General features: G+C 55.3%; 10 protein-coding genes and 1 other RNA gene. 7 read left to right on the top strand and 4 right to left on the bottom strand.

Annotated elements, in window-relative coordinates:
- The first annotated feature begins 8 nt into the window (after positions 1–8).
- Positions 9–2,888 carry a RecQ family ATP-dependent DNA helicase gene (locus tag SH467x_RS01745; RefSeq protein ID WP_482369597.1) on the top strand — a complete coding sequence of 960 codons (2,880 nt, stop codon included), beginning with the start codon at positions 9–11 and terminating at the stop codon, positions 2,886–2,888.
- A 10-nt stretch (positions 2,889–2,898) separates the two neighbouring features.
- Here the strand turns inward: SH467x_RS01745 and SH467x_RS01740 are convergent, their stop codons facing one another.
- A complete protein-coding gene (locus tag SH467x_RS01740) occupies positions 2,899–4,800 on the bottom strand; it encodes a CocE/NonD family hydrolase (RefSeq protein ID WP_482369596.1) in 1,902 nt (633 codons plus the stop codon).
- Between the two features lie 219 nt (positions 4,801–5,019).
- Between SH467x_RS01740 and SH467x_RS01735 the strand changes: the two genes are divergently transcribed.
- Entirely contained in the window at positions 5,020–6,738 is a 1,719-nt protein-coding gene (locus tag SH467x_RS01735) for a DEAD/DEAH box helicase (protein ID WP_482369595.1), read from the top strand.
- A 195-nt stretch (positions 6,739–6,933) separates the two neighbouring features.
- Positions 6,934–7,295: RNase P RNA component class A (gene rnpB / locus SH467x_RS01730), an RNA gene on the top strand.
- A gap of 24 nt (positions 7,296–7,319) precedes the next feature.
- On the opposite strand, the gene SH467x_RS01725 is transcribed toward rnpB, so the two are convergent.
- On the bottom strand, positions 7,320–8,270 hold the full coding sequence (locus SH467x_RS01725) for a hypothetical protein (protein ID WP_482369594.1): 951 nt from the start codon (positions 8,268–8,270) through the stop codon (positions 7,320–7,322).
- Positions 8,271–8,581: 311 nt separating this feature from the next.
- Between SH467x_RS01725 and rimI the strand changes: the two genes are divergently transcribed.
- The 3 genes from rimI to mtnC all read left to right on the top strand — a co-directional run bounded on the left by rimI (position 8,582) and on the right by mtnC (position 10,404).
- Positions 8,582–9,052: a ribosomal protein S18-alanine N-acetyltransferase gene (gene rimI, locus SH467x_RS01720; RefSeq protein ID WP_482371329.1), complete on the top strand. Its 471-nt coding sequence runs from the start codon at positions 8,582–8,584 to the stop codon at positions 9,050–9,052.
- 80 nt (positions 9,053–9,132) lie between these two features.
- Complete coding sequence (locus tag SH467x_RS01715; RefSeq protein ID WP_482369593.1) at positions 9,133–9,651, top strand: NUDIX hydrolase; 519 nt, start codon at positions 9,133–9,135, stop codon at positions 9,649–9,651.
- Between the two features lie 6 nt (positions 9,652–9,657).
- Positions 9,658–10,404, top strand: coding sequence for an acireductone synthase (gene mtnC / locus SH467x_RS01710; protein WP_482369592.1), 747 nt, complete (start codon positions 9,658–9,660; stop codon positions 10,402–10,404).
- Here mtnC and SH467x_RS01705 read toward each other — a convergent pair.
- Positions 10,401–11,162 carry a hypothetical protein gene (locus SH467x_RS01705; RefSeq protein ID WP_482369591.1) on the bottom strand — a complete coding sequence of 254 codons (762 nt, stop codon included), beginning with the start codon at positions 11,160–11,162 and terminating at the stop codon, positions 10,401–10,403. The two genes, mtnC and SH467x_RS01705, sit on opposite strands and share 4 nt — an antisense overlap.
- A 137-nt stretch (positions 11,163–11,299) precedes the next feature.
- On the opposite strand from SH467x_RS01705, the gene SH467x_RS01700 reads away from it, so the two are divergent.
- A complete protein-coding gene (locus SH467x_RS01700; protein ID WP_482369590.1) occupies positions 11,300–13,231 on the top strand; it encodes a glycosyl hydrolase family 28-related protein in 1,932 nt (643 codons plus the stop codon).
- Between the two features lie 18 nt (positions 13,232–13,249).
- On the opposite strand, the gene SH467x_RS01695 is transcribed toward SH467x_RS01700, so the two are convergent.
- Positions 13,250–14,668 (bottom strand): sulfatase family protein, encoded by a 1,419-nt coding sequence (locus SH467x_RS01695; RefSeq protein WP_482369589.1) that lies wholly within the window; start codon positions 14,666–14,668, stop codon positions 13,250–13,252.
- Between the last annotated feature and the right edge of the window lies 1 nt (position 14,669).

The raw sequence follows: 14,669 nt of genomic DNA, 5'->3' as shown, positions 1-14,669 counted from the left end.
GATTGGTGATGAGCAACACCGTCAACTTGGACCTGCAAGCGGCATTGCACCAGTTCGGCTTGGCGGAGTTCCGGCGAGGACAACGCGAGGTCATCGACCACGTCATCGCTGGCAATGATTGTTTGTGCGTCATGCCGACAGGGGGTGGCAAGAGTCTCTGCTACCAGCTACCCAGCCTCGTCCGAAACGGGTTGACGATTGTCGTCTCCCCCCTCATCGCGTTGATGAAAGATCAAGTCGACGGACTGACCAAGCGGGGCATTACCGCGACTCTCATCAACAGCACGCTGAGTCCGTCCGAGCAAGCCTACCGATTGGAGAGGGTTGCGGGTGGGCATTATCGGCTTCTTTACGTGTCCCCAGAGCGGCTTCGCAACCCAACCTTTCTTGACGCAATCCGGTCGACTCCGGTGCAGCTGCTTGCTATTGATGAAGCCCATTGTATTAGCGAATGGGGGCATGATTTTCGACCCGATTACCAGCGTGTCGGCAAATTCCGCGAGTTTCTTGGAGGGGTCCAGACCATCGCGTTGACTGCGACTGCGACGCCGAGAGTTCGCCAAGACATCGTCGACTCGCTGAAGCTCAAGGTCGCCAAGCACTTTGTCACGGGTTTTGCCCGCGACAATCTCTTTCTCGGGGTGATGTCGGTGCACAGCGACCGTGAGAAAGACAAAAAGCTCCTTGAATTCCTTGAGTCGAGCCCGGGGAGCGGGATTATCTATGCAGCGACGCGCAAGCGATGCGAGTCGTTGGTGGAGATGTTGGCGAAAGAGCGGAAGATGAGCGTAGGGGCGTACCATGCGGGATTGGCGCCCGAGCAACGGAAACTGGTGCAGGACCAGTTTATGCGAGGCGAGTTGGAGGCCATTGTCGCCACGAACGCTTTCGGCATGGGGATCGACAAATCGGACTTGCGATATGTTGTCCACTACAACATGCCCGGGACGTTGGAGGCTTACTACCAAGAGGCAGGGCGGGCGGGCCGCGACGGCCATTCGTCGCAATGTGTGCTCCTTTACAGTGCGCAAGATCGATACATTCAAGAATTCTTTATTGAGAATGCCAATCCGTCGCGTGAAGTGCTTCAGTCGGTATACGAGTTTCTGCTTCAGCGAGAAGAGGATCCTATCGAGTTGACGGCGGAGCAGATCAAGGAGTTGATGAACGCCCCGACGACTTCCGAAGCTATCAATTCCGCGTTGCAGATCCTGGCGAGGACCGACGTGTTAGAACGATTAGAGGTCGCCGGTGGGTTGGCGATGGTTCGTATCCAAAGCCAGTTGCCGACTTTAGTCGATTTGCTGCCCCGAGAGGCGACAGTGAAGCGGAGTGTTCTGCGCGCGTTGGAAAAAGCGGTCGGTGACAGACGAGATGAAGCGGTGTACATCAATCCTCGCTGGTTGATGAATCAGTTGCAGATGGAACGGGATACGATCTCTCGGCATCTTCGAGAGCTCTGTTCTCTTCCGGGATTCGAGTATGTTCCTCCTTTTCGAGGGCGAGCCATTCACTTTCGGAAGAGAGATATTCCATTCGATCAATTGCGCATCGATCATGCTTCGCTTGATGCGCGTAAGAAATCGGATTACGAGAAGCTCGATCAAATGGTCGCCTTTGCTCAATGTCGCAGCTGTCGGCAGAAGGCGATTCTTCAGTACTTTGGAGATATGTCGGCCGCGAATTGTAACATTTGCGATCGCTGTCAAGGGAAAGCGGGTTGGCCCAAAATCCCTGCGGACCGTCTGGCGCCGAAACCGGACAAGCAAAGCAAGCCAGTCGTGTTGACTGCGAATAGAGAAGAGGTTTCCGATAAAGACCATTCTGCGGATGTAGATGGTGTTGTCGATAAAAAAGTTACCAAGCAACGAGCCGAGAAGAGTAGCAAACCGTCGAAGGTCTCGGCAGCGGAAGATGTCCCATCGCTGACTCAGCAAGAAGATGCGCGCGAGGTGTTGCGCAAGTTAGTTGGTGCGATCGAACGAACCCACGGGTATCTGAGCAAGACCATCCTCGCTCAGTTTTTCTCCGGACTTGATAACCGCGCCATCCAAGGCCTTCGGTTGCAGAGATTGCCTGAGTTTGGGTTGTTATCAAGTTGGAAGAAGAGTCATGTTTCGGGCTTTTTGGATTTGCTTTTGGACAAATCTGTGTTGCTACTGACCGAGTTACGAGCGGGCAAAGTAACGGTTTCGGTGAGTCCGTCGGGATTGGAATTGCTTCATGGGATCGGCGTTTGGCCGGACGAGATTGTCTATCCATGCGCCCGGTATCAACTGCAAGCTGCGGGAGTGCTTCCCAAGTCCGCTCCAACGGAGCTTGCTCAACCCGACCAAGCCCTAAGCCCAACGGAAAGGAAAGGGGTCGCACATTCGATCCAAGGGGATCCGACGGAGGTCGAGGAGTCGGTGCGCCCGCTCCCAATCGCCCCCGCTGCCACGACGAGCAACCCGATGCAGCCTGCACATGGAGCATCCGTACCAGACGTTCCTTCCCAAGTCGATTCTGGGCTGCACCAGGTCGAGGCTGCATCTGCGCAAACGGGTGCGGGAGGAAGTTCCTTGCCGGATTGTGATCTTCGAGACGCATTGCAGGTTCGAGATCCGATGGTGGGGACCTTTCAAGATTGGCAATGGTCGATGCGATTGGCCAAGCATGGGTATCGATTGGGTGAGATCGCACTCATACGCGGCAAGCAGCCCGATCAGATCTTGGGAGATTTATGCGACGCGCTCGATGTGGGGGAGAGTGTCCCCATCGAGCAGTTGTTTGACAAGCGAACGCAGATCGCAATTCGAGAGGTCGATGCACGTGCAAGCGTACCGCCGTTGGCATTCGCTTCCTTTCCCAGGCTCTGGGACTTTGCAAAACGATGGAAAGCAAGCTAACGGGGCGGGGTTAAGGCTGTAGCACACGCATCCGAATTCCCGATGGATACTTTTGGGATCGCAAGATCGTGAAGGTCGCTTTTTGGAAATCTTGTTGCTCGGCGAGGAAGATATTCGGGACGAAGGATTGTGGATTGCGATCCACGAGCGGGAACCAAGTGCTTTGGATTTGAACCATCAGCCGATGTCCCTTCTGGAACCGATGCAATACGTCTTGAAGTTCGAATCGGACCGAGGCGGGTTCGTTGGGAACAAACGGTTCTGGATGTTCAAACGAATTGCGGAATCGACCGCGCATGACTTCGCTCCGGACCATCATTTGGTAGTTGGGTTGGGCGGACGCATTGGCACCATCTGGAAATACGTCGATCAGCTTCACGATGAAGTCGCCATCGGTACCGGTCGTCGTCACCCATAGCTCGACATCGATGGGGCCCGCGACGACGACATCCTGCTCGAGAATCGGGGATTGGTAGACCAACACATCCGGTCGACGGGCCGCGAAGCGTTGATCCTCTACCATGTACTCTACGGTCATGCGAGGAGTTACCGCTGCAGTGTATGGGACGGGCTTCGCGGGATCGCTCAGATACGAGTCTCCCGTTCGATCGGCTTCGGAATGGCGGGGCGTTGGGGACAAAATTTCGTTTTCGCTGAAAAACCAGTTCTGCTCCTGAGCCTTTTTCGGAGGCCAAGTGTCAAAGGTTCGCCATCGATTCCCTCCGGTTTCAAAGACGGTCGCTTCGGAGAGGTCTGGGTATTGGGCATCTTTCAGGTGGCGTTCGAAGAATGGGAACTCGATCTCGGATCGATAAAAGGCAGCCGTCTTGGAGCCAAAGGAAATATCCCCGAGTTTATCGCCGTCGGTCGAAGCCCAGCCACCGTGGATCCATGGCCCGACGACGAGTACGTTGTTCACGGAAGGGTTTTGTTTTTCGATCGATTGGTAGGTCTTGAAGGAACCGTAGAGATCTTCGGCGTCGTACCAACCGGTTACCAGCATGACTGCGGGCGCAACGTTTTGAAGGTGAGGAAGTATAGTTCGTTTTTGCCAGAACGAATCCCGATTCGGGTGTTCCATCATTTGGTTCCAAAAAGGGACTTGGCCCTTTAAGAATCGCCGGTTGATTTCTTGGATGGTTCCAGCTTCGAGAAAGAGTTGGTAGCCATCTAGCGAGGGGAGGGTTCCGCCGGGCGGCTTGATCGTCGTCGGGCCCGATCGTTCTTGCGCATTGTTCATGAGCCATCGATAAGCATGCGCGAGAAAGAATGCGCCGTTGTGAAGGAAATCGTCAAAGTACCAGTCTCCCACGGGAGCTTGAGGGGAGACCGCGCGGAGGGCTGGGTGAGCGTTGATCATGCCTGCGGAGCAGTAGAATCCCGGGTAGGAGATTCCGAACATGCCAACTCGCCCGTTGTGTCCTTCAACGTTTTCCGTAAGCCACTGGATCGTGTCGTAAGTGTCTGTGCTTTCATCGATCTCGTTCGGGGAGGTTTTGTTGGGCACGTGAGGAGTTACTTGCTCAAAAGTTCCCTCGGATAGGAATCGGCCGCGGACGTCTTGATTGACGAATATGTAGGGAGCGCGGATGAAGTGATCGCTTGGACCGAGCATGGCCGGGTACGCATCTGGACCGTAGGGAGCGCAGGAGTATGGGGTCCGTTTCATCAGGATGGGATACGATTTTGATTTATCTTTCGGGGTGTAGATGGCGGTGAAAAGCGAAACACCGTCACGCATCGGAACCATGCGTTCCTCCTTGTCGTAATGGAGGCGAATCACGCTTTCCCATTGGACTGCCTCGGTGGATTGAGACAGGGCGGATGCGGGGAACCAGGCGGTCCAGGAACCGAGCGCGATCCAAGCAAAAGCGTGAAGGAGGAACGAAGGGGCAATCGAAGATGTCATCATCGGAATGTTCCTCGAAGAAAGGTGTGGGGAGCGTGGGGAAGTGGTCGGAAATGTGGGCGGCCGAAGTTACATAGTAAGGGGCTTGCTCGTCCCTCGCCAAGAGAATTCACCGCTTTTGACCTTATGATAGGAAGGTACGGAGGCTAAACTTGAGGGTTGTATTTTATTGAAAAGTTAGAAAAAGGTGCCCTCTCAAGCGTTGGCACCGCCGAGGGGTTTGTGACAGTACAATTTGCCGATCTGCCGATTATTTCTGAGATTCAGTCCGCCCTTCGTTCGCTCGGATACGAGACACCCACCCCGATTCAAGCTGGCGCCATTCCGCCTCTTTTGGCGGGATGCGATTTGCTCGGTTGTGCGCAAACGGGGACTGGCAAGACAGCTGCCTTTGCGATTCCTCTTCTGCAACGGATCCATGTGGCAAAGCGGCGGCCCAATCCGTTTGAGCCGATCGGTTTGATTCTTGCGCCGACCCGAGAGCTCGTCGTTCAGATTTCGGAGAATCTGCAGGCCATCGGCCGCAATACGCGGGTCAAGCATGCTTGCATCTACGGTGGTGTTGGCCAGCGTCCTCAGGTGGCGGCGCTCACGCAGGGAGTGCATGTGCTGGTTGCAACGCCGGGTCGACTGATGGATTTGGTGGACCAGCAGTATTGCAATTTAGGGCGCATTGAGTGCTTCATTTTGGACGAAGCCGATCGGATGTTGGATATGGGATTCATGCCCGAGATCCAGCGCATCATCCGGCTTTTGCCGCGAGAGAAGCAATCGGTCTTCTTGTCCGCCACGATGCCGCCTCCGATCAAGTCGCTTGCGAGCGCACTTCTTCATAATCATGAAACGGTGATGGTCGCGCCTCCGGCCACAACTGCCGACCGCGTGCAGCAGCGGGTTATGTTTGTAGACAAAGGGAACAAGCGCAAGCTTTTGGATCATCTTTTGACCGATCCACAGCGAGCACGGGTGCTGGTTTTTATGCGGACCAAGTATGGGGCTGACCGCATGTACAAATCGCTCATCGAGTCGGGGGTTTCGGCGGAAGGGATTCACGGTGGCCGATCTCAGAACGCGCGACAGCGGGTGCTCCATGCGTTTCGAGATGGCGAAGTCCGTGTGCTGATCGCAACCGATGTCGCTGCCCGTGGGATCGACATCGACGACATTACCCATGTGATCAATTACGAAGTGCCGCACGATCCAGACAGCTATGTCCACCGGATCGGCAGGACCGCGCGGGCTGGTGCTGCGGGGGAAAGCATCACCCTGTGCGAAGGGGACGAGTACGCGTACTTCGCCGAAATCGAAAAGCGAATCGGGAAGAAGATCGATGTCGATCGCGATCACCCCTATCACTCGATCGACGCAGAAGACGACGAGTTGCGCGATGCAAAACGGCAGATGGATCGCCGCGAAGGGGGCGGTCGTTCGCGAGCTATTCACACCCGAACGCCACGTGCTTCGGCTACCGCGCGCGGAGTCCGTAAGGATCAGGCTCCCGCCGCGAAGAGGTCCTCAGGAAAGAAGCCGTCGGTCAGGCAGGAATCCGGAGTAGTCGGGAAGGAGCAGGCAAGCGTCGAGCGAAAGAAATTCTCGACGCGCGCCACAGAGGGGGGTCGCGCAGGTAAGGTTTCGGCTTCTGCCGGTGCACGCGATTCTCGGAGTGAGCAACCGAGCCGTTCGGAACAGGGAGGCCGTTCGGAGCAAGAAGGCCGCTCCGGTCGGCGAGGAAAGGGAGAGGCGGCTTCGAAGTCGAGCGAAGAAGTGGGCCGACGTCGAACGTTGAGCGGCAAGGTGCGGAAGATCAAACCGAAGACTTCTACGGGTTACGCAAGTCCCTTTGCGAAGCCGGCAGGGGGCCGTAAGTCGCGATCCGGCTCGACGATTGGAAACTCCCGATCCCGAGGTCCGAAGGCGCGTTCGCAGAGTCGATCCCAGTAGGGGTGGCAGGGTGATCAAAGGCTCCATGGTTTGGGGCGATCGGTCTCGATTTTCTGGCGCGAATAAGACATGGCACCTTTTCTTGCTAGACGTGGCACCTTTTCATTCGAAGCGTGGCACCTTTTTCGTTGCTTCGTTTTTCTTGGGTGGGAAGCGGTTGCGGAACGGGGCAGAATTGGTCTATTAGGGGTGCTGAGAGGGAGCGGATGCGATCGCTTCGGGAATACCGAAGAGGAAAGTCCGGGCTCCGCAGAGCAGGATGGTCGATAACGTCGACCGGCCGCAAGGCTAGGGAAAGTGCAACAGAGAGTAGACCGCTGAGGCAACTCAGCAAGGGTGAAACGGTGGGGTAAGAGCCCACCAGAGCGGGCGGTGACGTCCGTTGCTAGGCAAACCCCATCCGGAGCAAGACCAAACAGGAAGCCGGCCGCAAGGTCATGCGTTGGCTCGACGCTCGTCGCTTTCGGGTAGGTCGCTCGACGTGCCGAGCAATCGGCACGCTAGATAAATGATCGCAGCGCAAGCAACAGAACCCGGCTTACGAGTTCCCTCGCAGCTTTTATTCCAAGTTCGATTTTTGGCTACTCGAAAATCGAATCGGTGTTGGTGGAAGCGTCCGCTCCTCGGGGCTCCTGTGTGTTGGGGGTGATCGAGTAGGAATTGATTCGGCACGCGTTCTCTTCGTCGTTGCCGGCCGCTTTGTTCGAACCGCTTCCTGGGCGACGTCCGCGTCGCTTTTGGGTCGACGTTGGGATCATCGTTTTGTCGACGCGTTGGAGCATCCGTGAGATGCAGAGCTTGTTCACGCTGACAGCCAGATTGTTCGCTTCGTCGCAGATCGCATCGTGCAGGCTCTTAGGGATCCGGACCGTGATCATTCGTTGTGGTTCGAACGGATCGTTTTCCGGCAAGTCTCTTGATCGAAGGGTCGTCAGCATGGTGAGGAGTTTGGAGTGTTCATCGGAGCACTCGAACTGAGCCGACTCGTCGCCTGCCGTGATCGCCTTGCGAAGAACTCCTTCGCCGCCGAGAACGGCTCGGTAGAAGGCGGTCCAAGTCGGGGCGACTCCGAACAGGTCGGCAGCCGATCGCATCACGAATTGCACGCGTTCATCGTAGGGAGTGTCGCAATCGAGAGTGCTCATGAGCTCATCGAAGACCCGGCTGAAGACCTTCATCTCAGCGGCCAGCTTCTCGCCGATCTCGTCAACCGGCTTCTTGGCGGGCGAGTCGGGCGAATCGCCCGCACTGGAGGCGCTGGCGGGGGGCAAGTGGGATCTGGTTGCCAGAGGTTGTGCTAGCTCTGAGGGGGCTACACGCGTGGCGTCCTGCTCGACCATGGTCCATCTTCCGGCTGCGTTTCCTTCAAAATTCATCCCAGTCTCCTTGATTTCGACTTCGTGTAGCTTTTGCTCCTCGCCGCGGCTTTGCGACGCCGCTCGTTTTGAACGGAACGGCCCATACTGGGATTGCTGGCAATACCCTCCCCGTAAATCGAATGCCATCAAGGGCTTAAGGTGAATAGCTGGCATTGCTTCAAACGTAAGCAGTACCCCAAAAGGTGGGTTTCTCGGAAGGGTGCCTTGAAGATAGGCAGTTGTTGCTTTAGCAAATACCAACTGTCCAGTGTGGATTCGCTATCTAAAAAGTGGAGATTGGGATCGCGGGGACGGAAATCTGGCTTGGCTCTAGCGGGTCGCGTTTGGTAGTGTACGGGACCGCCGGAGCAAGGAAGCGACGGCGACCAAACCGAAGCGAGTCGGGGAGTAGCCCGACTCATTACCGATAGGAAATCCGAGCTATGCCGAGCATTGACTCCCATCAAGCCTGCCACATTCGCTGGATGATCCGGCGCGACATGCCCTCGGTGCTTGAGATTGAGAACCGCAGTTTCGAGTTTCCGTGGACCGAAGACGAGTTCATCCGTTGCTTGAGGCAGCGGGACTGCATTGGCATGGTGGCGGAGCGAAGCGAGCAGGTGGTGGGGTTCATGATTTACGAACTTCACAAAAACCGCATTCACATCCTTTCGTTTGCGGTCCACCCCGAGTTCCGACGCAACAGGATAGGAAGTGCGATGGTGGAGAAGCTGGTCACGAAGCTTGCCTACCAGCGTCGTAATCGGATTATGCTTGAAGTGCGTGAAACCAATTTGGAGGCGCAGCTTTTCTTCAGGCAGCTTGGATTCCGCGCCACCGGGGTTCTTCGATCCTTTTATGAAGATACGCCCGAAGATGCGTTTCTCATGCAATTCAGGCAGCCTTCGGACGAGGTCCAGTCGTTTGACGGCGCTCCTCAACGGCGGGCCGGATAGCCCCCGTGATCCGTACTCCAAAAGGGGCATCACCAAGTCAAAACGGGCAGCACCAAGTACGAAGGGGATAGAACGTCGCGATGGGAACACCGAAAAAGCTATTCCAAGCCAAGCGGTTCGCGGTGGAGGAAGTCGCGGAAATTCTTCAGGATGGATCGAGACATATCCGTCATGTGGTGAGGCATCCTGGAGCGGTCGTCATTCTTCCGGTGGTCGATCCGCAAACAATCTGTCTTGTATACACCTACCGGGCGGCCATTGACCGATGGAATTTGGAGTTGCCGGCAGGAACATTGGACAAAGGGTTGCCTCCCGAGGAAGTCGCCAAGCTGGAGTTGCTCGAAGAGACGGGGTATCGAGCTTCATCGTGGACGCATGTTCATTCTTTTGCAATGTCTCCAGGGATTTTGGATGAGCGGATGCACTTCTACGTCGCCGAGGGACTAACCGCTGGTGCTGCACAGCGCGAGGTGGGAGAGCAAATGGAAAATCGCATTTTCTCGTGGGCGGAAATCGATAGACTCCTTCGTGATCGCCAAATCATCGATGCGAAAACATTGGTAGCCCTCCTTTGGTATATGCGATACCGGACCCACTAAATCCCTATGACCCTCTCCATCCCGCGCAGCACCGTGCAACATGTTCTTCTCGATATCGAAGGAACGGTTGCCGATGTGCGATTTGTTTACAACGTCATGTTCCCTTTTGCCAAGCGGCACATGAAAGAGTTCTTGCTCCACCATTGGAATGAGCCGGCAACCCGAGAGGCGGTCGCGCAGGTCGCAGCCGATGCGGGGATGGATCCGATTACATGGCTATCGATGCCATCCGCCAACCCCATGGGTGACGCAGAGAAAGTCGATGCGCATCTTCAAGCATTGATGGCGTCGGACAGCAAGGCGACGGGACTCAAGCAGCTGCAGGGTTTGGTCTGGCAAGACGGTTTTCACCGCGGGGAGTTGCGAGCAGAGCTATTCCCCGATGTTCTCCCCGCTCTTCAGGCTTGGTCGCAACAGGGGCTAAGCCTATCCATTTACTCCTCCGGAAGCGTGCTCGCTCAGAAGCTCTTCTTCGGGCACACAACGGAAGGGGACGTGACGCCGCTCCTTTCTCATTATTTTGACACGCAGATCGGAAAGAAGCAGGAGCCAGCAAGCTATTCACGGATTGCACAAGAACTAGGGATCGATCCCCAAGCCATCCTCTTCTTCTCGGATGTCGCTGCGGAGTTGGATGCGGCAATCGCAGCTGGAATGTGGGCCGTGGCGACGATTCGGGACGGCAACAAGCCCTTGGATGCAGCCTTTACCGGTGCATCGGTTTGTTCGTTTAACGAGATTGCTTGGAGTTAGTCCGTGCTGCGTAGGACGGGACAAGAGCGAATCCGATCATTGATTTCACGAAAGAGATCGCGAGTTCTCTTGCCCCCAAGCCCACCGAATTCATTTTGGAATTGCTCCGCAGTAATTCCTTCCGGTAGTCCCTCGATGCTGGGACAGAAATCGTCGACTTGACGGGCTCGTTCGATGCGTGCCCGCAAGTCCTCTGCTTGCTCGGCATTGGTTGTCGCAAGAACGGCGAACCGGATCCCAGCGAGATCGGCGGCCATATCGGCAAACGAAAAGCCTGATCCGCCCGGTTGTGAGTCCATCAGCTCCTTGCCCAGTCCGACTGCCTTCGCATTGGCTTCGTTCGAAATTGCCACCAACCCAGCGCTGACCCAGAAGTGTTTTGATAAGTCATTCCGTCCTCGAAGCGTAATGCGGTTGCGCAGCGTCTCCTTTTTCTTTTGCAAGATCGCGTCTCGCTCGCGTTTGGCCCCTCTGGAGACCCTATCGTCTCCCAGTATTCCTGCGAGAGCCAAAATCGCAATCTTGTTCTCCGTTCGGACTTCATCCGTGCGCGACTGTCCCTTTGCGGCTTCCATCGCATCCCGAACAAGAAGGACAAATCCCTCGTCCCCACCTGGTATGCTCGGTGATTTACCAATAAGCTCGTTGCATAGATTCTCGACGGCATCGTCGATTTCGTCCGCGACCGCAAACGACATTCCAGCGGGCAAGCAGATCGATGCCACAATGCCAACGGCGAGAAGTATAATCCGGTACATGGCGGAATGCTGGTTCGTGGGTTGAAATGAAGCCGCGTTCATCAATCGTCGCCTACGGTAGGGCCCCACAGTTTACTTCACACCGAAAGCTACTGCACGCCGAGCGATGTTTAGGCCGTAATGGAGTGATTAGGAAGATGACGATTCGCATTTCTTTTGCTCCTTCGCACTCGGCTTTGGCCATTGTTCCACTTGTTGCGATTGTGCTAGCAAGCGTACTTGCAAGCGTTGGGTGGGGGGACGAGACAGGGTTGAAAACCGGGGCGGATTTTCGGGGGCTTCCCGAGGTGGCTTATCCGAAAACCGCGATGGTCATCGATGTTACGGCAGCTCCCTACCATGCCAAGGGAGATGGTGTTCAGGACGACACCGACGCGATTCAGAGAGCGCTGGCAGACATGATGGGTTCCCACCGTCTTCTGTACTTTCCGAAGGGTGTCTATCTAATCTCGAAGACGCTGCTTTGGTCCAAGACGAATTTCGTTGGAAAGAATGCTTGGGGCAAGAACTTTCTGTGCGGCCAGAGTGTGGAGGGAACTGTCCTTCGCTTGAAAGATGGAACATTTACAAATCCTGCCGAGCCCCAAAGCATGATGTGGTGTGGAGGTTTTGGTTCCGCGGATTGGTTTCATAACTACGTGGAGAACTTGACATTCGATGTCGGCCAGAACAATCCAGGAGCAATCGCCCTTCAGTTCTATTCCAATAACTCCGGAGCGGTCAGGAATTGCCGGTTTCTGGCTGATGCATCGAGCGGATCGGTCGGCTTGGATCTTGGTCATCGGGATATGAATGGACCGCTTTTGGTGAGGAACTGCGAAGTCGTGGGATTCGAGCGAGGCATTAGTACGGCGCGGGCCGTCAATAGCCAAACCTTCGAGTGGATCACGCTCCGGCATCAAAAAAAGCTGGGGTTCGACAATGAAGGACAAGCGATTTCTGTTCGCGGATTGCGGAGCGAAAACTCAGTTCCAGCGATACGGACGTATGGGGTCTTTTGTTTGATCCAGGCAAAAATAACCGGCGGTCCGGGTGCGGAGAAATGGCCGGCGGTGATCAATTACAACGGAGGAAAAATCTTTTTGCGGGATGTCGAGACATCCCAGTATTCAAGGGCGGTTGGCGATGTGGTTACTCCGGACTGGGGTGCAGCAACCCGGATAACGGGGGAAGACAAAGTAGGAAGCCTTGGTCCCAATATTCGCGAGTACTGCTCACAACCAGTAACCACGGCATTCAACGCGAGTGTGGAATCGCTTCGTCTACCGATTGAAGAACCACCTGCTATTCCCAGAGAACCGATCTCCGATTGGGCTAACGTTGACGACTTTGGCGCCGATCCAACCGGAGCGACGGACTCGTCGGCTGCCATTCAGAGGGCCATGGATTCGGGCGCATCGACAATCTTCTATCCGGGATCCTATTCATTGGAATCGACCGTTTCGATTCCAGGCCGCGTGGAGCGAATGGTAGGTATTGGGGGAATGGTCGATTATTTTGCGAAAGCGAAACCCGACTTCCGCATTATCGAGGACGCATCTCGCCCGCTTCACATCGAGCATTTTGCCTACGTGCATGGCGGGATCGAGATCGACACAAACCGCACCATCGTTTTTCGCAGTGTTGCCGATTGCGACCTAAGGTTTGGCGCACGAGCGACTCAAGGCAATCTCTTTTTTGAAGACTTCGTCACCCATAACCTATCGTTGAAAGGACAACATGTTTGGGCCAGACAGCTCAACGTGGAGAACGAAGGGACCCACATCCAAAACGCAGGAGGGAGATTGTGGGTACTGGGTTACAAAACCGAGCGTGGTGGAACGCTGCTTGAGACGAGAGACCAGGGGGCAAGCGAAATACTGGGTGGGCTAAGCTACACCACCACTGCTGGAAGACTGGCACCTATGTTCGTGACGGATCGATCGAATGTATTTACCTACTTTCACGAAGTCTGTTTCAATGGTGATCCATTCGTCGCATTGATCCGCGAGACACGCGGATCAGAAACCAAGACCCTGGAACGCGGTCCTGCACATACAACTCCTTACTCGGCTCGAATGACCAAGTAATAGAGTGCGACGAAAGAACTAAAGCCCCGCCGCATCGGAAAATGCGTCGCACAAAGGGTCCTCGGAACGGCGCATTTGCTCGAGAAGTTTTCTACTCAACTCTTGAAGTTCGCCCGCATGCGCGGGATCGCGCACCAGATTGACACGCTCTGTTGGATCCATGCTCGTGTCAAAAAGCATAAGTGGCTCGCCGTGGACCAACTGCTCCACGCGTGCGCGGATGCGTGGCTCGGTTGATGCGTTCATGGCCGGAAAAGTGAGGCCACTCATCGCTTCGACACGGAAGGGATTCGGTCCACCCGACCAAGCGTGAAACATCAGCGCGCGGTCCTTCGTTCGGATGCACCGCTGGGCAAAGGATTTGCCACTGCTCACGGTGTTGACTTGGGTGATCACGAAATCGCGATCCGGTTGCTCCACTCCGGTCAGAAGGGGGGCCCATGATCGTCCATCCATGCCCTTGGGAAAAGGGACACGGAGAAGTTCCAGCAACGATGGCATGGCATCCACACTGCTCACGAACTGGCGATGCTCCTTCGCAGGGGATTGTCCTGGTATACGAATCAGGAGGGGAGACCAAGTTCCATTGAAGTAAACGGTCGCTTTGGAAAAAGGGAAGGACATTCCGTGATCAGAAAGAAAAACGACGATGGTGTCGCCGTCATGTCCGGATGACTTGAGCTCTTCGAGGAGAAGGCCCAATGAGCGATCAAATCGGCTCACGCTCGCAGTGTAGTGCGCAATCTCTTTTCGCACCGGTGGCAAATCCTCAAGGAAACTGGGAACGGAAACTTCCTCAGGTTGGAATGTTCGAACTCCTTCGAGCGCTTCGTTTCCGTCCTGCTTTCCCTTTGCGTTGCCTGTGATAAAGGGACGGTGTGGGTCGCAAATATTTGCATTGATGAAAAACGGTTGGTTTCGTTCTTTTGCTTGTGCAACCATCGCACGAAAGCATTCGGAAAATCCGATGGGTTGTTTCCCAAGCGATTGTTCCCCAATCGAATCCCAGGGGAATTTGCTCGATGGCATCATATGAGCCGCTTTCGCAATCACCCCGGCAAAGTAACCTTCCTGACGCAGTATCTCCACCAAGGTGGGGATGTCTTGGCGAATCGGTTGAAACCCAAGGGCACCGTTGCGATGGGGTAACCTTCCCGTCATCAAGACCGCGCGCCCCGGTTGGCAGATCGAGATCGTGACATGGTGATTGGCAAATCGGTGCGCCGTCGTAGCAAAGGCATCCAGGTTCGGTGTAACAAGGTGTTTGCTGCCCGACCATTGTGCAGCGTCACCATTCAGATCATCGGCGGTTATGAGGAGAAGATTCCATCGATCACTCGCGCTGGCTTCGATTGCACTGGCTTCGATTGCGCCCGACCAAACGATGAAGATGATAAAGACATAATTCGAAGCGTAACGCCAAAGGTTGTTGGTCATA

The sequence above is a fragment of the Brakhagea slesvicensis genome, assembly GCF_052161625.1.
GTDB lineage: Bacteria > Planctomycetota > Planctomycetia > Pirellulales > Pirellulaceae > JBKCUI01.
The sequence above is the reverse complement of the archived record's forward strand: the minus strand, read 5'-3'. Positions and strand labels throughout refer to the sequence as shown.

Bases quoted from the DNA above. Each gene is read 5' to 3' on its own strand.
- SH467x_RS01745 (WP_482369597.1), top strand. From the start codon at position 9: ATGAGCAACACCGTCAACTTGGACCTGCAAGCGGCATTGCACCAGTTC.
- SH467x_RS01740 (WP_482369596.1), bottom strand. From the start codon at position 4,800: ATGATGACATCTTCGATTGCCCCTTCGTTCCTCCTTCACGCTTTTGCT.
- SH467x_RS01725 (WP_482369594.1), bottom strand. From the start codon at position 8,270: ATGCCAGCTATTCACCTTAAGCCCTTGATGGCATTCGATTTACGGGGA.
- rimI (WP_482371329.1), top strand. From the start codon at position 8,582: ATGATCCGGCGCGACATGCCCTCGGTGCTTGAGATTGAGAACCGCAGT.
- SH467x_RS01715 (WP_482369593.1), top strand. From the start codon at position 9,133: ATGGGAACACCGAAAAAGCTATTCCAAGCCAAGCGGTTCGCGGTGGAG.
- mtnC (WP_482369592.1), top strand. From the start codon at position 9,658: ATGACCCTCTCCATCCCGCGCAGCACCGTGCAACATGTTCTTCTCGAT.
- SH467x_RS01705 (WP_482369591.1), bottom strand. From the start codon at position 11,162: ATGTACCGGATTATACTTCTCGCCGTTGGCATTGTGGCATCGATCTGC.
- SH467x_RS01700 (WP_482369590.1), top strand. From the start codon at position 11,300: ATGACGATTCGCATTTCTTTTGCTCCTTCGCACTCGGCTTTGGCCATT.
- SH467x_RS01695 (WP_482369589.1), bottom strand. From the start codon at position 14,668: ATGACCAACAACCTTTGGCGTTACGCTTCGAATTATGTCTTTATCATC.